General features: G+C 38.7%; 18 protein-coding genes. 9 read left to right on the plus strand and 9 right to left on the minus strand.

Going from position 1 to position 20141, the window contains the following annotated elements; all coding sequences use genetic code 11:
• Nucleotides 1-500 (minus strand): YdeI/OmpD-associated family protein (locus ABWO41_RS04860; protein ID WP_353134299.1); only part of this gene is annotated, 500 nt, incomplete at its 3' end.
• Between the two features lie 230 nt (nt 501-730).
• Between ABWO41_RS04860 and ABWO41_RS04865 the strand changes: the two genes are divergently transcribed.
• Both ABWO41_RS04865 and ABWO41_RS04870 read left to right on the plus strand, forming a co-directional pair.
• Entirely contained in the window at nt 731-1243 is a 513-nt protein-coding gene (locus ABWO41_RS04865) for a YciE/YciF ferroxidase family protein (RefSeq protein WP_353134302.1), read from the plus strand.
• A 170-nt stretch (nt 1244-1413) separates the two neighbouring features.
• Nucleotides 1414-2574 carry a baeRF7 domain-containing protein gene (locus ABWO41_RS04870; RefSeq protein ID WP_353134305.1) on the plus strand — a complete coding sequence of 387 codons (1161 nt, stop codon included), beginning with the start codon at nt 1414-1416 and terminating at the stop codon, nt 2572-2574.
• A gap of 469 nt (nt 2575-3043) precedes the next feature.
• Here the strand turns inward: ABWO41_RS04870 and ABWO41_RS04875 are convergent, their stop codons facing one another.
• From ABWO41_RS04875 to ABWO41_RS04895, 5 genes are all read right to left on the minus strand, one after another.
• Nucleotides 3044-4336, minus strand: a complete 1293-nt coding sequence (locus ABWO41_RS04875) for an MFS transporter (protein WP_353134308.1) — start codon at nt 4334-4336, stop codon at nt 3044-3046.
• A gap of 4 nt (nt 4337-4340) precedes the next feature.
• Nucleotides 4341-5102 (minus strand): SDR family oxidoreductase, encoded by a 762-nt coding sequence (locus ABWO41_RS04880; protein WP_353134311.1) that lies wholly within the window; start codon nt 5100-5102, stop codon nt 4341-4343.
• Nucleotides 5103-5121: 19 nt separating this feature from the next.
• Nucleotides 5122-7317 carry a glycoside hydrolase family protein gene (locus tag ABWO41_RS04885; RefSeq protein WP_353134314.1) on the minus strand — a complete coding sequence of 732 codons (2196 nt, stop codon included), beginning with the start codon at nt 7315-7317 and terminating at the stop codon, nt 5122-5124.
• Between the two features lie 179 nt (nt 7318-7496).
• Nucleotides 7497-7757 (minus strand): hypothetical protein, encoded by a 261-nt coding sequence (locus ABWO41_RS04890; protein WP_353134317.1) that lies wholly within the window; start codon nt 7755-7757, stop codon nt 7497-7499.
• Nucleotides 7758-7843: 86 nt separating this feature from the next.
• The gene (locus tag ABWO41_RS04895; protein ID WP_353134320.1) at nt 7844-8035 is read right to left on the minus strand and encodes a hypothetical protein; all 192 of its coding nucleotides are present in this window, start codon (nt 8033-8035) and stop codon (nt 7844-7846) included.
• Between the two features lie 224 nt (nt 8036-8259).
• Here ABWO41_RS04895 and ABWO41_RS04900 point away from each other — a divergent pair, with 224 nt between their 5' ends.
• A complete protein-coding gene (locus ABWO41_RS04900; protein WP_353134323.1) occupies nt 8260-8589 on the plus strand; it encodes a DMT family transporter in 330 nt (109 codons plus the stop codon).
• A 24-nt stretch (nt 8590-8613) separates the two neighbouring features.
• Nucleotides 8614-9063, plus strand: a complete 450-nt coding sequence (locus tag ABWO41_RS04905; protein ID WP_353134326.1) for a GNAT family N-acetyltransferase — start codon at nt 8614-8616, stop codon at nt 9061-9063.
• A gap of 10 nt (nt 9064-9073) precedes the next feature.
• Here ABWO41_RS04905 and ABWO41_RS04910 read toward each other — a convergent pair whose 3' ends face one another.
• On the minus strand, nt 9074-9769 hold the full coding sequence (locus ABWO41_RS04910) for a beta/alpha barrel domain-containing protein (RefSeq protein WP_353134329.1): 696 nt from the start codon (nt 9767-9769) through the stop codon (nt 9074-9076).
• A 177-nt stretch (nt 9770-9946) separates the two neighbouring features.
• Here ABWO41_RS04910 and ABWO41_RS04915 point away from each other — a divergent pair, with 177 nt between their 5' ends.
• From ABWO41_RS04915 to ABWO41_RS04935, 5 genes are all read left to right on the plus strand, one after another.
• Nucleotides 9947-10510 (plus strand): Crp/Fnr family transcriptional regulator, encoded by a 564-nt coding sequence (locus tag ABWO41_RS04915; protein ID WP_353134332.1) that lies wholly within the window; start codon nt 9947-9949, stop codon nt 10508-10510.
• Between the two features lie 320 nt (nt 10511-10830).
• On the plus strand, nt 10831-13284 hold the full coding sequence (locus tag ABWO41_RS04920) for a glycoside hydrolase family 31 protein (RefSeq protein WP_353134335.1): 2454 nt from the start codon (nt 10831-10833) through the stop codon (nt 13282-13284).
• Between the two features lies 1 nt (nt 13285).
• Entirely contained in the window at nt 13286-15253 is a 1968-nt protein-coding gene (gene glgB, locus ABWO41_RS04925) for a 1,4-alpha-glucan branching protein GlgB (protein ID WP_353134338.1), read from the plus strand.
• Nucleotides 15254-15258: 5 nt separating this feature from the next.
• Entirely contained in the window at nt 15259-16680 is a 1422-nt protein-coding gene (locus ABWO41_RS04930; protein ID WP_353134341.1) for a glycogen synthase, read from the plus strand.
• A 12-nt stretch (nt 16681-16692) separates the two neighbouring features.
• Entirely contained in the window at nt 16693-17964 is a 1272-nt protein-coding gene (locus tag ABWO41_RS04935; protein ID WP_353134344.1) for a glucose-1-phosphate adenylyltransferase, read from the plus strand.
• A 68-nt stretch (nt 17965-18032) separates the two neighbouring features.
• On the opposite strand, the gene ABWO41_RS04940 is transcribed toward ABWO41_RS04935, so the two are convergent.
• Nucleotides 18033-19169 (minus strand): cell surface protein, encoded by a 1137-nt coding sequence (locus ABWO41_RS04940; protein WP_353134347.1) that lies wholly within the window; start codon nt 19167-19169, stop codon nt 18033-18035.
• 28 nt (nt 19170-19197) lie between these two features.
• On the minus strand, nt 19198-20141 hold a 944-nt coding region (locus ABWO41_RS04945), incomplete at its 5' end, for a YncE family protein (protein ID WP_353134350.1).

Consider the following 20141-nt stretch of genomic DNA (forward strand, 5'->3'; position numbering starts at 1 on the left):
TACGGCCTGTCTCTCCCTACAAACCTTCCCTTTCCCAACAGAAAGTCTATAGCTTTATTTACATTTTTAGTGATACTCTCTTCTGTTTTGAGAAAAGAGATATACCGTATAATTTCTTTTCTGAGCGACGGGGAAATTCGGTCGAACACTTCCCTGGCGGCTTTATTTTCTTCAAGTGCTTCCAGTAACCTCGGGTGGGGCAGGATTGTCCTGTCCGATAGATCCAGAGATAGCGTTATATGAATCTTTTCTCCTATACGTTTGGGGGAATCTTTAAGCATAGTGGTATTGATGTACAGGCGCCAGAGACCACGATATTTCACCAACGTTTGCTGATAAGGTGATTCGTTAACCGTTCCTTTCACAGGTATAAAACCTTTATCTTTTTCTGCAAGTACAAAGATTTGCTCTAAAATATTGTTCGGAACCTGTACATAAGGATTAATACCTATTATTTCTATTTCGGCTTCGAAAGAAAACAGCTTTTCATCTAAATGCATAGATAGTTTTACAGAATCCCTGGTTTATATAATTGAGCAAGATACAACTTATTAAAGCCTGTACCAAAATGTCTGTAAGAATATAGAAATCATTCTTTATCCTTTATCGGGAAATGCCTTTAAAGCGCAGAATTTTAAATTTAAATACTTCATGGTTATGAAATGGTATAGAAATTGAATTGGATAAAATGAATAATTAATAACATCTATTAACTATAAAAAACAGTAAAATGGCGAATTCAAGAAAAAATGCAGAGATGCCTAACGAGCATCTTCACGAACTATTTGTTGACGAGTTGAAAGACATCTTAGGTGCAGAAAAACAATTATTAAAGGGCTTAAAAAAAATGGCAGAAAAAGCGAACAGTGAAAATTTAAAATCTGCATTTCAGGAGCATCTTTCTCAAACAGAAGGCCACATTGAAAGGTTAAAACAAGTGTTTGAATCGGTTGGCTTAACTGCCAGAGGAAAAAAATGTAAAGCGATGGAGGGTTTACTTAATGAGGCTGAAGAGATCATAAGTGAGTTTGAAGATGACCCTGCATTGGATGCAGCTTTGATTGCCGCCGCACAGAAGGTTGAGCACTACGAAATTGCCAGCTATGGATGTTTAACCACTTATGCGAAATTAATGGAGCATCAGGAAGCTTATGAATTGCTGGGTGCTACGCTTTCGGAAGAAAAAGAAACAGACGAAAAACTAACAGACATTGCTTTAAATGAGGCCAATGTAGCAGCTTAAAAAGCTGTATTTAATGCCTCGGTACTACCGGGGCTTTTTATTTATTTCTCCGGTTGTATCTCCTCCTACCTCATTAACAGTTTTATAAAAGCTGTACAATCAGTATTCAAAGCTGTAACCATCTATAATTGAATAAGTAATGGGATATTACCAGCATTAATTTTTTACCTATGGAACTACTATCAAAGAAAGACTTTTATGAACTAAGTGAGCAACACTCTGGTTCGAACATTTCAATTTATCTGCCCACACACAAATCCGGTGTCGCAGTAAATGAGAAACAGGATCAAATTGTCTTTAAAAACCTGGTTCAACAGACTGCACAGGAGCTTAAACAGCGCGGGCATGAATTACCGGCTATTGAGCGCCTGTTGCAACCTGCGTACGATTTAATAGAGGACAAAGAATTTTGGAACAGTATGTCTGAAGGATTGGCTGTTTTTCTGGCAAACGACTTTTTCAAGATTATAAAAATTCCCTATACCGTAAATCAGGAACTTCATATCAACAGTTCTTTTAATGTAAGCCAGCTAACGCAGATGGTGACCAATAACAGGCACTTTTACCTGCTTGTTATCAGTAAAAACAAAACACGTTTCCTGAAAGGCGATTCTTACAGTATTGAAGAACTTGAGGTACCGGGCCTGCCCTATGGCATAGATGATGTCATTCATTTTGAAGAAAAGAGTGAAAGAAAGCTATTTCGCGGAGGGGGTACACAGTCTGGAGTAGCAGCTAGCTTTCATGGACATAGCAATGGGCTGGCAGATGAGGACGAATATATTCTGCAGTACATGAAAGAGGTAGACCAGACACTCTGGACAGAAGTATTAGCCAATGAAAAAGCACCGCTATTACTTGCCGGCGTAGACGCTATAGTAGCCACTTATAAAAGTGCCTCTAAATACAAACATATTGTTGATGATTATATAAGCGGAAATCACGATCAGACAAACAAAAATGCACTCCTTAAAAAGGCAACTGAACTTGTAAAACCTTTTTTTGAAGAACAGTGCAACCAGGCTTTAAAGAATTATTATAATAATCTGGCCGGACAGTTCACATCTTCTATACCAGAAAAAATAATTCCGGCAAGCTATTATGCACAGGTATCTGATCTTTTTGTGGAAAAGAACACCCATATCTGGGGTAATTTTGACGAAGAGAATAATAAATTGACAGTTCATACCGAAAAGCAACCCGACGATGAATGCCTGGTAAATAAAGCAATTGTTAAAACCATGATGAACGGCGGTGGTGTTTATGTTCTTGAAAAAGAAAAAATGCCAAAAGAAAGTGTAATGGCAGCTTTTTTAAGATTTAACACTTAATATGTTAAAATTTAAATAGAGGTGTCTAAGTCACATTGAACGCCTGCCTGTCCGGCGGGCGTTCAGCCTAACAAAGAACACTCCTTTCTAAAGCTCTTGTAAATGCTTTGCCTGATTGGCTCAATTACAGATAAAAGATTTATTGTGATGAAACGATAAATCTACTGCTATCTGCGGCAGGCTAGCCGGACACTTTCAACTGCAGGAAAAGTGTCCGGCTTGACCGGAAGTCTCTAAACATAAGAGATAACAATTCTAATCAACAAGATTCGTAATAGGATTATGGTAGTAAACTAAATCAAACAAATTAAGATGTAGGTTAAGATAAGAACGTAACGTCGTCATGCTGATTCCGTTTTAAGCGGAAGAAGCATCCCATCATAAAAGCATATAGGCTCCTTCCCCCACTTTGAACGGGATCAAGGGAACGAAGAGATTATTTCTACCCAACAATAAGATTCCTGCTAAATTAAAGTTCTGAAGGTTCTTTTAGATCATTCTCAGACAACGGAATTTTCTCTGCATCGCACCATTCTTTATTTTTGAGAATACTACGGGCAATAAAGACGGAAAAAAACTGAACCAGGGCCACAGCGAATAGTGCATATCGTAACGCTGCTTCATCGCCAAAATATCCTGCTATCAGCATAAACAAACTACAGCCAAATAATCTTCCTGTAAACAGCCCAATCTCATGGCTGAATATATAAGTAAGCTGACTCCGGTTCTCTTTTTTGGCTACACATTCTGTTACACCTAATTGTATTGGAAAATAGGCAAGATCTAATAATGGCCTGCTAAAAACCTGACAGGCAATAAATAAAACGGCACCTGCGAGGCTATACATTAACATATTCAACGTAGCCCCTACAACAAACAAAGATAAACCTGCTGCAAATATTTTAAGTCTGTGTCTGGGTGTAGTAAGTCGGCCCAAAACATAAAGCATCATAGCAGACAAGAATGATCCGGCAGCTTGTATAGATCCTAAAGCGCCCTCATTCCCTACCAGTTTCATGACCAGCATTACCGGTGCGGTAATAACAAAACCCTGTGCTACTCCTTTAAAAACTGCCATATACAACATTTTATTCCATAAATGGTGAAATTTAAAATAGATGAACGGCAGGCTTGGCGGATTTTTATATTGTCCTTTCCTTATAATAGAAGATGCTAAAAATGTGAGCAGCAGCACCAGAGCTGTCAGGATATAATATGGTACAGACAAATTTGAATTGAACCAGCTATACCGATGTGCAGCAGCAATAAAGTATCCTGCAATAAGCGGCATAAGTATATATGCTACCGTGAAGAAAAAGGTTTCTAAACCATAAAAATAATTTCTGTTCTGGTCTTTGGTAGATGACATGGCAAGATATACACGGTTTGCCCAGAAAAAACCATAAGCCAGGCCCATCAGGAAACCGGTAGTAGCTACTCCTGTTGCATCTAATTCCGGCAAAAGCATCATCACTCCCATAGATACCCCACTTAGCACCATACCGGTAGAGTACATAGCAGCCACAGAAAAAAATTTAAGCAGGTAATTATTGAGCATGAAAGTTATTGGTATACCGGTACCCTGTGCTAACTGGAAAAAAATCACCAAACTAACGTCTGCAGAGTTTCTGAGGATATAAGCCCCTATAAATAATTCCAGAAGCGGTAATACAAGTGCATAGACCAGATTGGCCTGAAGCAACTTGCGCATAGGCATGGGTTGCGTCTTAAAAAAATCCAGTTCGGCCCTTAACTTCTTCATGAAATTATATTTTCTGAAGGTGCGGCCGCAGCTGCAAAGAAACTACATCGCAACGTTCTGGCTGCGAAAGCACATAAACTATAGCAGCAGCTACATCTTCGGCTTTCAGCATTTTTAATTTTTCTTCCAGCTTTTCCTGCTCTTCTGAAGACATAGGTTGCATATTTGTCCCTGTGGCTCCGGGTTCTATCAGCGATACCTTGATGCCTTTTCCATTCACTTCTTTTCGAAGTGCTTCACTGAAGGCCTGAATTCCTCCTTTGGTAGCCACATACACCGAGCTTCCTTCTTCCCTTACATCGGCACTCATAGAGCCCACATTAACAATATGTCCACTACCCGAGTTTCCCATACGTTCTATCGCTTTCTGACAACATGCCATGTAACCCAATAAATTGGTCTTCACCAAATATTCCTGGTCCTGATAAGTTCCGTCGGCTACAGATTGATAGGATAATGCAGCATTGTTAATCAGGACATCTAACCCTCCCAGCATTTCATCTGCCTGATTGAACAATTGGTTAATTCCTTCTTCGCTGGCTAAATCAGCGATAACCCCGCTTAAACTGCCTTCTGCCTGTAACTTTTCAAAATCATCCAGGGTATCCTGTAATTCTTTTTCATGACGCCCGCATATAAGCACATCATTACCGAGCCTGCTTAATAAAAGTGCAGTTGCTCGCCCTATACCTTTGGTACCCCCGGTAATGAGGATAGATTTTCCGGTTATTTTCTCGTCGAAATTTTGAAGCTGATTAGTTTCCATAATAATTAATTATTAGATATTACCAATTGATAGTTATCTTTTGATTGCCCTGTAACAGATACTCTATATATTGCTTTGTTTCTTTGTTAGGAGAGATTTCTTCCTGTTGATGCGCTTTAAATTTAATTTCAGGAAGTCTTTCGATATTGTCTGCAATTATTCGTAAACGGCAATGCAATTTTTCGCTTCCAAGTATCCGAAAACTGAGGCTTTTATTTTTAAGTTCGGGTTTGGTAAATGGATAATCCAGATAAACTAATATACGACAATGGTCTACTCTCATATAGTTTCGGGGAACCACTCCAAAGGCCAAACCTGCGCCGTATACTTCCTGTCCAACAGAACCGGACTTTTCCCAGCCATCCTGAATATCCTCCAGCGGAATCCATAGTTTAGGGTCTATCTCCCCTGTCTTCACCTCTTCTGACAGCATGTCTTCCGGCAGCATAGGCGGGTAATAATAAGGTAGTCTGTTTTGGGCATAGCGTACAAACTCTGCCAGCAGTAACGAGAAAGCAGGCATAACCTCTTCGCCTGCAGTTGATAGATAAGCATGAATAGCAGCCACAGTTTCCTGTTCTTCGTATACTGCTATATAAGGCGCATTATTTAAAGGAAAAAGCGAGAAAAATGTTGGAAAACTCCTGCCATGCCCATATTCACAGCTCCATAAGGCCATATTTTTGAACAAATTGGCCAGAAACAGATGACTTAAATTACGGTATAATTGTTTACCGGTTTCCTTCCATAAACGATGCATGGCCCCGGCCGAGAACGCCGTATTATTTGCCTGATAAAAGATATCAAAACCAAAAACCGTTAAGCTTTTTGCGGCATTTTCGGCCTCGCTCAGATATTTTTTCTTTCCCGTTAACTCGTATGCCTGTAACATAACATGAGCGTAAATTCCGGCTACATCTTTTTCACCTTTTTTTCCTGGTTCCGTTTCGGCTTTAATGACTTCCAATGTCTCCATATTGTAAAACACAGGCCATTCATATTTAAAATGACGGGCAACTTTTATGGCATAGTCGAGAGAATCCATGAATAGCTTTTTTGCACTCTCTTCTCCCTTCAAGGCTAATCTGGAAAGGTTTAGTAAAGGATGATGCAAATACCAGGAATCTATAACTTTAGCAACCTTATGTTCTTCCGATTCGTCTAACTTGTGTTCCAAAGCAGGCAGCCAGCGTACAACGGTTCCTACTTTTTCGTCGTAAAAAGCGGGCAATCCTTTTAATAACTGCTCTACCAATAACAGATCTCCATCTTTGCTCCATTCGTTGTAATCCATTACAGGCGTAAGCACTGCCAGTTGCACCATAATCTCGGGCGGTGTGGCATAATCACAGAGATAGGCGTTTAAATAGGGATGTCCGTTGGCATAAGACCAACAAGCCTTATTATGTTGAAGATCGTGTAAATTTTTCTTAATAATATCTGTATATGGTTGATATTTAGTATCTGGTCGTGGCAGCAGCAAATAAATCCCCGCTAATTGATTGATAAATTGTTCTGCTATTTCGAACTGGTCTTTTGGTAAATGACCGTTAAAGGACACGAAGGCATCAGAAATAATATACTCTTTTCTTGCCTTCATTGGCTGAACGGCAGCAGGAAGACTAAAACCCATTTCGGGCCAGTTGCTACCAACAGTATCTGCAGCTGATGTTTGCGTATCGCTAAAATAGCTATTTATAGCTGTTAAATTCTGAAAATAGAGCACCGAGCCACCTTTGGGTTGCTTTAGCCCTAAATATATTAATCCGGAACGGGTGCCCAACTGTCTGATGTAAATTTCCGCTGGTAGATTGTCGGCCTTCCTTGCTTCGGGAAAAATAATATCTTTAGGCCAGAATGGTACCTTTAGCGGGCCAGCCGGTTTTAAAGCTACCTGAAAATGCAGCTGCGTAAAATCTTCATTTTCGGGAAAGGTTATAACGACTTTGTAACTTCCTATAGCAGCGTTTAACAAAACCGTCACCCCGTCTTTAGTTTCAGTGGACTTTAGAAGTTCCAAATCTCCTGACGGAGAAAAAGCTGTTCGAAATGCTATAATTTGCTTCGCCTGGGTTGCCGTTATCCAAAGCGAACCTGCAGCTAATTTTAATTGGAAAGTGACATCCCTAAACTCTTTGTGATAGATATTGGCTAAATCGGGAGTAAGGCTTTTTGTAGCCGCCAATCCCCATGGTGAAAAAGTATCTGTATCCATAAATCGTTAACATTCGTTAAATACAATGCAAAAACAGGTAGTGAAAAGTGGTAACAAGTCTTTATATAATCATAGGCTTAATTATTAAATGAAACAGTTTGAGCCACAAGCTTCCTTGTGCGTAATCATCAGACCAAGTGGCCCAAACCTGCTTCACGAGATAGAATTTAGACACCTTTTTAGCTTTGTTCATCGTGTCCCGAGGTTTTTACGATTTTATTGTAAATACCCAGAAGCAAAAAAGGAGCGGCCCACTGGCCCACAAATAATGCCATGTGTTTATGCTTTAAACATTTAAGTGTTAAAGACATACCCATTGATGCCAGAGATGCCCATAAAAAAACATCGGAAGGCAACCTGGCGGTTTGTTCTTCGATTTTACGGGCTACCGGCCCTTCTTTGTGTGCTTCCTGTTGATTTTCCATTTGTTTGTCCTCCATAGATTTAATTTTAACATTTGATTAATTATGAGATATTTTGAGTGTTTGACGACATATTAAAAAACAACATAAAGTTGCTTTTTAATCTATTGATAACTCGCTGTGTCTATAACCAGTGAATCGTTTGCCATAGAATCCCGCGTATCCTGCCTGTCAGGCGATTCGACCGTATTATTGGATTCAGAATCTGCGGGGTTTCTATTATTACCACCACACGCTGATAGCAAACATCCGGTTAACATTATACCAGCAAAGAATTTTAATAGTTGATTTTTCATAGGGCATGAATTTTTAATTTCACTTTTTAATCTCAAAAAGACGGCCGCTGTTAGAGAGTGAAATACCCGTTTTTTTAGCGTATAAACCGCAATTACAATACAGTAAATACGGTTAAATCATGAACCAAGGTTTAATCAGGTACTTCTTTTGATTTTTTATCATTTGTAAAATATTTTATTACAAACCGGTTTTAACTTTGCATCATTAATTTAAGACAATAACAATGAACTGGATTTTTTTAGTTTTAGGAGGTTTTTTTGAAGTTGGTTTTACTTTTTGCTTAGGGAAAGCAAAAGAAGCCTTAGGGAGTGAAACCTATTTATGGTATGGAGGTTTTGCTATTTGTTTAACAGCGAGTATGCTTTTATTGATTAAAGCTACACAAACATTGCCATTAGGTACGGCATATGCTGTATGGACAGGGATTGGCGCAGTAGGTACCGTATTAGTTGGTATTTTAGTATTTAAAGAACCGGCTACTTTTCTGCGTTTACTTTTCATTACTACTCTTATTGGCTCTATTATAGGCTTAAAAGCAGTATCTTCTCATTAAGTCAGATTTGTTGGATATTAAATAATGCATTCCGAGGTTTTCATAAGAGCGTATGTCGCGGGAGACAAAGAGGAGCTTGTGCAATTGTTGTCACTCCATGTACCGCTTTATTTCGCAAAAAGTGAGATAGCCGATTATGACTTCTATTTACAACACCGAACTGAATGGTATTTTCTTGTAGAAACAGACAATAAAATCGTTGGAGCCGGCGGAATAAATTTCAATAAAGAGAATAACGTGGCAAGCTTAAGCTGGGATTTTACGGCTCCCGATTATCAGAACAAGGGAATTGGAAAAAAATTGTTAGACTACAGGATAGCTATTTTAAGAAACACACCTGGCATAGACCGGATTATGGTAAGAACGTCTCAATTGGCATATAGATTTTACGAAAAGAACGGTTTTAAATTAAAAGATGTAAAAAAAGATTACTGGGCTAAAGGTTTTGATTTATATGATATGGAGTTGGTGTAAAGCAGAGGAATTATACTTCCTCTGCTTTACACTTCACCTGAGCTCTAAAAGATTTCACAAAACCTATGCTTTCGCTAACTCTTTGTTGTATCCATTTAAAGTCTCTATTTTCTATTATATGATCCGGAAAAAAATAAGAACTTATGCTAACTGCATAGGCCCCTGCTCCAAACCATTCTTCTACGCTTTCCTTATTCCCTTTAGGACCTCCAGAAGCCAATATCTTCACATTGGGCATAGGATTCCTTACTGTTTTTATAAATGCTGAACCAATTGACACAGATGGATAGAGCTTAACCACCTCTGCTCCTGCCTGCATTGCCTGATAAATTTCGGTAAATGTTGCTACACCTGGCAACCATGGTATATTATTTTCTAAACACACTTTTCCTACTTCGGGTATAAGTGCCGGCGATACAATAAAATGGGCACCTTCATTTATATATAACCTTGCTTTTTCCGGGGTATAAACGGTTCCCACACCAATAGCCATATCTGGCATATAGTCTTTAGCACGCTCAAACAACGCTTTCAATACTGTTAAGGTATGATCTCCCCTGTCTACAAATTCGAAATTTCTGGCACCCGCATCATAACAGGCCTTTACCACTTCTATAACCAAAGACGGATCTGAATGATAAAACAACGGAAGAATACCTATCTCATTTAAACTTTTTAAAACGGTGTCTTTTTCTATAGTAGCCATATTTAATACATTAAAGCTAAATATAGCAGATATAATCTGGTCTCTATACCGTATTAGTGTATCATTCTTATTGTTTTGAAGGTTTTGACAAGAATATTGCTTTCGGAAGATTTTATAGTTGCGGTTGCTCTTGAATTTAAAAAAATCACTATTTTTCTGAGCGATTGAACAGAAACCATGAATATAGATGAAATTTTAGATAATATATATCTACTTCCAGATACGTCTAAACAAAAGCTAAAGAGCAATATCCGGGAAGTATCTTATCCAAAAGGTCATGTCTTATTGAAAGTGAATAAGGCAGAAAAGAATATCTATTTCATAAAGAAAGGAATGGTGAGGGCTTATGCCTATCAGAAAGAGAATGAATTAACTTTTTGGTTTGGTACAGAAGGAGAAACCATTCTTTCTATGAAGAGCTATGTGGAAAACGAAAAGGGTTATGAAAATATTGAGCTATTGGAAAATTGCGAGTTGTACGAATTGAGGACTTCTAATTTACAGGAACTTTTTAATCTGGATATATACATTGCCAATTGGGGACGAAAGTTTGCAGAACGTGAATTGATTAAAACAGAGGAGCGATTGATTTCGCGTCAGTTTAAAACAGCTACAGAGCGTTACAAAGAGCTTCTTACAAACCATCCAAATCTTATACAAAGAGTACAGCTTGGCTTTATAGCTTCTTATTTAGGAATTACCCAGGTTAGCCTGAGCAGAATAAGATCTGATATAAAATAGTGAGCAATTGGTTATTAAATGACGTCTCTTTATATTGAATTTCGGTTTACCGGGCCTTAATTTTTCAGCAGAAATATACCTTAGGCTATAAACTAACTATAGCTTTATCATTTCGCCACAATAAAAACATATACCAGCACTATTTTAACCGACAATTTAAACTGGAAACTTATAGGGTTTAAAGGCTTAAAAAATATTGGATTTCTGCTATACTTTTTTTCTTAGTCCGTTTGAAAAGAGCAAGTAAAATCTTAATTTAAGAAACAAAAACATATATAGAATTGTATGTAGGACTTAAACAGGTGAGAAACTAAAACTATATGAAAGAAAATTTAGATCCGGGTGAAGAAACCAATACAAATGAAGAGAGTACATTAGATAACGTTCATCATGTAAATAACCCTGTATTAGATTTGCCCCAGATAGAGAAAAAGTATCTGGATGAAATTAAATCTTATAGCCAGAGCGAGAATACTTATTATTTTTATGATGGGGTGGCAAAGGTGGAGGTAAAAGTAATTACCGATGAGATAATCAGAGTGAGACTGGCTCCACAGGGTACTTTTCTCGAAGATTTTTCTTACGCTATCGCTAAAAAGACCCATCGTATAAGCAGGCATCAATGTATAGAAGAGGAGGATGCTTATCTGGTTAAAACCAATACGGTAACATGTAAAATCAGCAAAAAAGACTTTTTGATCTCTTTTGAAAACAGAGAAGGAAAAATAATGAATGCAGACCATTCGCCAATGCATTGGGAGGAAAATCCGGATGCGGGCGGATATTATGTATATTGTACCAAACAGACAGAAAGTAAGGAGGCATTTTATGGTTTGGGAGACAAAGCTTCGACATTTAACCTTCGTGGACGTCGGTTTACAAACTGGAACTCGGACACCTATGCCTTCGCCTTTAACCAGGATCCTCTGTATAAAACGATACCTTTCTATATAGGTTTAAACGATGGTGATGCGTACGGCATTTTCTTCGACAATACTTTTAAAACTTATTTCGACTTTGCTTCGGAAGATCCCGTTAAAACCAGCTTTTGGTCTGAAGGGGGCGAACTGCAATACTACTACATACATGGTCCTCACATGATTGATGTGGTAAGACGCTACCATGTGTTAACCGGCACTCATTATCTTCCGCCGCTGTGGGCTATAGGCTACCACCAATGCAGATGGAGCTATTATCCGGAAGCGAATGTAAGACATGTAGCGGAAGAGTTCAGAAAGCGGCAGATTCCCTGTGATGCCATTTATCTGGACATAGATTATATGGACGGATACCGCTGTTTTACCTGGAACAAACAATATTTTCCGGACCCTAAAAAGATGATTTTCGATCTGGCTAATGATGGTTTTAAAACTGTGGTGATGATTGATCCCGGTCTAAAAGTAGACGAAAATTATTGGGTGTTTAAAGAAGGTAAGGAAAACAAATACTTCTGCCGTCGTGGTGACGATTATTTTATGGAAGGTTACGTTTGGCCCGGAAGGTGCCAGTTTCCTGATTTTACTAACCCCGAAGTGAGAGAATGGTGGGGAACGTTGTACCAGGGTTTGGTAGAAGATGGCGTTGCCGGGTTCTGGAATGACATGAACGAGCCCGCTGTTTTCGGTCGTGGCACTTTCCCCGACGATGTAAGGCATAACTTTGATGGCCAACGGGGATCACACCGGAAGGCGCATAACGTTTATGGCATGCAGATGGTTAGAGCTACATACGATGGATTGAAAAAACTTTATAAGAACAAACGCCCATTTACCATTACCCGCGCAGCGTATGCCGGAACTCAACGCTATTCTTCTGTTTGGACAGGTGATAACATGGCTACATGGGAACACCTGAAAATTGGTGTATTGCAATTACAGAGACTTTCGGTTTCGGGCATTTCTTTCTGCGGAACCGATATTGGCGGCTTTACAGGCGAACCGGACGGCGAATTGTATACGCGTTGGGTTCAGTTTGGCGTATTTTCTCCTTTCATGAGGGTTCATTCTGCAGGAGATACCCGCGACAGGGAACCATGGAGCTTTGGCGAAGACTGGGAGAAAATATGTAAAAAGTTTATTGAACTGCGGTACAAACTATTGCCTTATATATATTCTGTTTTTTGGGAACAGACACGCTATGGCTACCCGATATTAAGGCCAATAAGTTTGATAGAGCAACACATAGAGTCTAACTGGCAACGCGAAGAGGAGTTCTCTTTTGGTGAGAAGATTTTGGTTTCCCCGGTATTAAACCCCGGTCAGCAATCCAAAATAGTTTATCTGCCAGAAGGCGATTGGTATTATTATTTTAATAACCATATTTTCCAGGGCGGACAAGAGCATAATATAGAAACTCCTTTAGACGAAATGCCGATTTTCGTAAAAGCAGGTTCTGTTATCGCTGAATATCCGGTAATGCAACATACGGGAGAAAAGAAAATAGAAGAGCTTTTATTAAATGTCTATTTTGGCAAAGGCATCAATAAATCTTATCTGTATACAGACCACGGAGATACTTTTGCTTATGAACAGGATGTTTATCTGGAAAAATGCTTTATCACTTCTGGCACCGACCACTCTCTGGATATCAAACAACAATTAAAAGGGCTATTTACCGAACGTTACGAAGAATATGATCTGAAGCTCATTCAATTACCTTTTGACATTCAGAAAGTATTGGTTGACGGGAAGGAAATTGGCTACCAAAAAGATGAATCCGGATATTACCGGGTAAGAGTGAGCAAAGATTTCGAGGATATTTTAATACAGGGATGATATGACGAAAAATGTTCTACCATATAGCTTATTTACAGATTTCGACATTTCCTTGTTCAGATCCGGCAAGCATTACAAACTATATGAAAAATTTGGTTCACATGAAGTGAACTGCGATGGGCAAGCAGGTGTTTATTTCTCTGTTTGGGCTCCGGGAGCAAAACAAGTTTCGGTAATTGGAAATTTCAACTATTGGAACCATGACACGCACACGCTATTTGTACGTTGGGATGAAAGCGGAATTTGGGAAGGTTTTATTCCAGGTCTTCAAAATGGCGAAACTTATAAGTATGGTATAGTTTCTGAATATGGTGAACATTTAGAAAAGGGCGATCCATTTGCGTTTGAATGGGAAATTCCGCCGCAAACGGCTTCTAAAGTCGCATCAACCTGGTACGAATGGCAAGATGAAGCGTGGCATAAAAAACGTCAGAAAATAAATCGGCTGGATCAGCCCTGGTCGGTTTACGAAATGCACCTTGGTTCCTGGATGCGTAATCCGGACGAGCCGGATCGTTTGCTCAGCTACAGAGAAATTGCAGAAAGGCTGGTTCCTTACATCAAAGAACTGGGATTTACGCATGTAGAGTTCCTTCCGGTGATGGAGCATCCCTATTATCCGTCATGGGGTTATCAGATTACAGGATATTTTGCTGCAAGCTCACGTTATGGTTCACCTCAGGATTTAATGTATCTGATAGAGCAGCTTCACCAAAATGATATTGGTGTTATTTTAGATTGGGTTCCCTCCCACTTTCCGGGAGATGCCCATGGCCTGCATAAATTTGATGGTTCTTATTTATATGAACATGAAGACCCCAGAAAGGGGTTTCATCCAGACTGGCAGTCCTATATTTTCAATTATGGGCGTAATGAGGTTCGTTCTTTTCTTATCAGCAACGCGTTTTTCTGGTTAGACCGTTTTCATATTGATGGCCTTCGGGTAGACGCTGTGGCTTCTATGCTTTATCTGGACTATTCCAGAAACCAGGGCGAATGGGTACCTAATGAATTTGGTGGTAATGAAAATCTGGAAGCGGTACATTTCCTCAAAGAATTTAACGAAGCCGTATATGCCAATTTTCCTTATGTACAAACCATTGCCGAAGAATCTACCTCATGGCCCGGGGTGAGCAAACCTACTTTCTCTAATGGTCTGGGTTTTGGCATGAAATGGATGATGGGCTGGATGCATGATACGTTAAATTATTTCAAAGAAGATCCTATTAACAGGACCTACCACCATCATGCTATGACATTTGCAACTGTTTATGCATACCACGAAAATTTTATGTTACCGCTTTCTCATGACGAGGTTGTATATGGGAAACAGCCATTAATCTATAAAATGCCGGGAGACGAATGGCAGAAATTTGCCAATCTGCGAGCGCTATATCTTTACATGTTTACTTTCTCCGGAACGAAACTATTGTTTATGGGCGGAGAGTTTGGACAAACTTCAGAATGGAATGTTAACCTGTCTCTGGACTGGCATTTAAAAGCGTATGCTCCACATTCGGGAATGAGCCGTTTCGTAGCCGCTTTAAATACTGTTTACCGTTCTATGCCAAGCCTATACCAAAAAGCATTCGACAGCGACGGATTTCAATGGATAGAAAATAACGACAACAATAACTCGGTATTTGTATATTGGCGAAAAGCTTTCGACCCAAAAGACGACTCCATTGTAGTTTTAAACCTTACCCCTGTTGTACGTCACGATTTCAGAATTGGCGTTCCATATAATGGAGAATGGGAACTTGTGCTTAATTCCGATGATTTTCAATTTTATGGAAGCGGCGTAGAAATTTCTGACAGTTTAAACTCGGATGATATTGATTGGATGCAACAAAATCAATCTGTTGCTTTATCGCTTCCTCCCCTGGCAGGCATTATACTGAAAAGGAAACACAAAAAACAAAGTGTTAAGCCATTAGAAATTTCTGAAAGAACACCTATTACAAACTAAACTCTATGACAAAAGTATTCCATTTAAGTGTAGAATGCTATCCCGTAGCCAAAGTTGGTGGTTTAGCCGATGTTGTGGGAGCATTACCTAAATATCAGAAAAAACTGGGGATAGATGCCTGTGTTGTTATGCCCTGGTACGACAGACCTTTTGTAAATAATCACCCTTTTACGGTAGTGCATCAGGGTAGTTTTTATCAGGGGTCAGAACGTTTTGACTTTCAAATTTATAAAGAACAGGAAAACAGCCTGGGTTTTGAGCTCTATCTTATTAAAATTCCGGGTAAACTAGATCGCTCAGAAGTATATTGCTATCCGGACGAAGGCGAACAGTTTATTGCGTTTCAGCATGCTTTTCTGCAATGGCTAAAAGACAAGGAAATTGTGCCGGATATTCTCCATTGTCACGACCATCATGTAGGATTGATTCCATTTCTTGTACGACATTCCAGAGATTTCTCTTTTCTTTCTGGCTGTAAAACTGTTGTAACTGTACATAATGGTCAATATCAAGGCTGGATGAATTGGAATAAAGGTATTCTTTTACCCGCGTTTGATACCTGGAAATGGGGCTTGCTGGACTGGGACGGATTAATTAACCCCTTAGCGACAGCGATAAAATGCTGCGATGCCTATACTACCGTATCGGAAGGATATTTGGAAGAACTTTATGAGGAGGCTAACGGCCTTCAGACACTTTTTTCTGACGAAAGACACAAGTCCTTTGGTATTGTTAACGGTATTGACACAGATATATGGAATCCGGAAACGGACCATTCTCTTGCGAAAAACTATGCGGTTAAAAGTGTAAAAACAGGTAAGGCATCTAACAAAAAACAACTCTGTAAACAATATGGTTTAGACGCCAAACTACCCCTTTTGGCATTTATAGGTCGTTTTGCTGCTGAAAAAGGGGCCGATTTACTGCCTGAAATATTGTTTAATGTTTTTAAAGAAAACGAAAATAAAATAAGTATATTTATTTTAGGTTCTGGAGATCAGTTAATCCAATCGCACATTCAAAAACTGGTAGAACCGTATTCGGGAAGACTGGCTGTCTACTTCGGGTACGACGAAAATCTGGCTCATGCTATTTATGCAAGTGCCGATTTTATATTGATGCCTTCACGCGTGGAACCTTGTGGATTAAACCAGCTCTACGCTATGAAATATGGCACCTTACCTATTGTAAACAGCATTGGCGGCCTAAAAGACACTGTTCTGGATATCAATGATACTGATGGCTATGGTATTGTTTTCCAAAAAGCAGCCATAACAGACGTTTGTTATGCTGTGAAAAGAGCGATGGATTATTCCGAGCAGACGGATCTGTATAAAAAGAACCAGCAGAAAATGATGCAGTTAGATTTTTCGTGGGAAAAATCGGCTCAGAGATATTTGAATTTATATAACCAATTACTTAATTAAATCGAAAGCTATATGTTGCCAAAAGTTCTCTCTATTGTTTTAGGAGGAGGAAGAGGGACACGTCTTTATCCTTTGACCGACCAGCGGTCTAAACCGGCAGTACCAATTGCTGGTAAGTACAGACTGGTTGATATTCCAATTTCAAATTGTCTTAATTCTGGATTTAACAGGATTTTTGTATTAACTCAATACAATTCTTCTTCATTAAATTCCCATATCAAGAACACTTACAATTTCAGCATTTTCAGTAAAGGATTTGTAGATATTCTTGCGGCGGAACAGACTAATGAGGGAGATAAATGGTTTGAAGGTACCGCCGATGCTGTAAGGCGTTCTATAAAAAAGACAATTAATGTAGATTATGATTATGTTTTGGTCCTTTCAGGCGATCAGCTTTATCAAATGGACTTTGCTGCTTTAGTAGATTTCCATATTCAAAATAAAGGAGATTTAACGATTGCGACTATTCCTGTTTCTGCAAAAGATGCAAATGGTTTCGGCATTTTAAAATCTGATGAAAATAACCTTATCACTTCATTTATTGAAAAGCCTACAAACGACCTTTTACCCGACTGGACATCTGAAGTCAGCGATCAGTTAAAAAGTCAGGGCAGAGAATATCTGGCTTCTATGGGAATTTATGTTTTTAGTAAAGGCATACTAAATAAACTTTTACAGGAACATAAGGGAATGGATTTTGGTAAAGAGATTATTCCTGATTCTATAGATAAAATACGGGTACTAAGCTATCAATACGATGGTTACTGGACAGATATTGGAACCATCAGTTCGTTTTTTGAAGCCAATATTGGTTTAACGGATGACATCCCTGCTTTCAATCTGTTTGATCATAATACCATTTTTACGCGACCCCGAATGTTACCTCCGTCGAAGATTTCTGGTACTACACTGAATAATTCAATCATTTCGGACGGTTGTATTATTTCTGCAGATAAAATTGACCGGTCTGTTATTGGAGTAAGATCTAGAATTGGCGTCGGTTCGGTAATCAGATCTACTTGTATGATGGGTAGTGATTATTATGAAGATCTGGCAGATTTGAACGCTGCAAGGGAAAGACAGGAACCCATTGTGGGAGTTGGCGAACGCTGTTATATTGAAAACGCAATTCTGGATAAGAATAGCCGCATTGGTGACGATGTACGTATTATTGGCGGCAACCATTTAAAGGGCGGGGATTATAATAGCTATACCGTTTGCGACGGTATTGTAGTGATTAAGAAAAATGCAGTTATTCCAAATGGAACCGTTATAGGGAGATAGTTATTAACAACTACAAACTTTCCGTAGAATTATTAAAATTTCTACGGAAAGTTTATAAGATTTTATAGTTATTTAACAAAACTTAAATCTGCTACTCCAAGGACTTCGGTAGACAGTTCTCCCAGCCATCCCAGATCATCTAAAATACCTGTCTGAATTTTAACAAAGTGAATACCCCTTAAGTTTACCCTATTACCATTGCTGTCCATCGCATCAGCAATATCTATTCTATCGCTCCCTGTTGCATTATCTGCATAGCCCTTTGCAAAAGGATAACTGGCAATACTGGTTGGCCTAGATTTATCTATATTGGCAGATGGCAGCAATGTCCCTTTTACGGTGTATTCATTTCCTCCTATCCATAGCGGAAAATAAGATTGTTTATGAAAAGCGTTGGTTTTAATAACGCCACTATTTCCCAGGTTGTCTTTCCATGGAACGTCTGCCGTTATAGGTTCAGGGCGGGTATATGTTACCGTGTAATTGCTGATGTACCCTTCCTTACCATATTCGCTACCTTTTATTTCGTACCAAATATCGTCTGGCTTACCATTTCCGTTAGTATCTTCCATTACCCATACAGTCCCTGGTTCTGCTCCGGTAGCCGAAGCATTACCGTAAATAATGATATCATCAGAATCAGTTGTATTATTTACCAGATGGTCGAAGCCCAGAACTATGCTACCTCCGAAAGCGCCTAAAGTAACCATACCTTTTTTGCCTAAAATACCTTCTGCACTTGCTAAATTACCCGGAGTTTTATTGATAAACTGGCCTGGAGCCGGAACATACTCGAACAACTGATTAGCATACATTCTATTCGCATCTGTAACCGCAACAGACTTTTTTATAACCTCTATACTATTGCTTTTTTTATAAGTTGTGTCTGCATAAACAACTTTATATTCTATATTATAGGTACCTGCCTTATAATTCCTAAAAACTAAGCTATCTGCATCTGAAACCACTACGTCATTAATTTTCCATTCGTTAGTATATTCCAATGTATCAGATGCATGCGATACTTTTATAATAACCGAATCTCCTAATGGCAAATTAAGCTGTTCTGTTAATGACCAATCGGGCTCTGAAGTCTCATTTATTTCTTCTTTCTTAAAATCATCTTTTTTACTGCATGATGTAATAAATAGTGCAGATAGTAATATTGAAAATACTAATACTCTACTGTTGTTATAAATTTTCATTTGATATATATTGGGGGTTAATAATAAACTAGTAAACAAAAGCAAAACGCGAAGGAATATCTCCCGTTGCTGCAGACCATTTCAACTGACCATCTCTGTTAAAACAATACAGTTCTCCGGGATTTAAATAGTCTTTAGCATCGGTAATAAAAATATCTCCCGTTTGGGGATTTACTGCGATACCATAGGGCAACATAATTTTGGATTGAATATTATCTGTTATAAAAGACTGATTAAGCACAGTTTCGTCCTTTACATCTATTGTATTATAGGTAACAACATTTTCTCCTTTAATATAGCTCCACTCTGTTCCGCAGATATAAGCTTTATCTTCATGGATAACCATATCACTTACGGCTATATCAAAAGTTTTTTTAATCTGGTCTGTCTTTGTATCCAGGACAAACAGTTTGGCGGGAATATCATAAAAATCGCCTCTCGAAGAAACATATAAATCGCCGTAAGTATCCGCTTTAAGCCTGTGCAAATTAATAGCGACTTCTATTCTTTTTGTTTCTGTAAATGTATTCAGATCTATAACAGAAACGGTGCTTTCATAATTTTCGGGGCTATATCCGCCAGAGTTAGCAACATATAATTTATCATCTAAAACGGCCATTTCCTCTGGCTGTCTGCCCACATCTACTTTTCTTGCAATGCTTAATGACACAGTATCAATTTCTGCAACAATTCCTTGTGGAGAATTAGGATCACCAATCTTTCCTAAATACGCACTTACATATACTTTTCCGTTATTAACAGCTATATACCTACCATTTAAAAGTTCTATATGTTTTATTTTTTTTCCTGTTCTGGCATCCAGTACCTCTACTTTATTAGATACATTCACTACTACATACATTTTAGAACCATATATGGCAATGTCATTTCCAACATCGCCTAAACCTAAAGTAACCTCCGGATTAGCTGTTCCATAAATATTCCTTTTGTAAATTCCGGCTGTAAAATCTA

This window comes from Pseudopedobacter sp., from assembly GCF_040392825.1.
Classification (GTDB): Bacteria; Bacteroidota; Bacteroidia; order Sphingobacteriales; family Sphingobacteriaceae; genus Pseudopedobacter.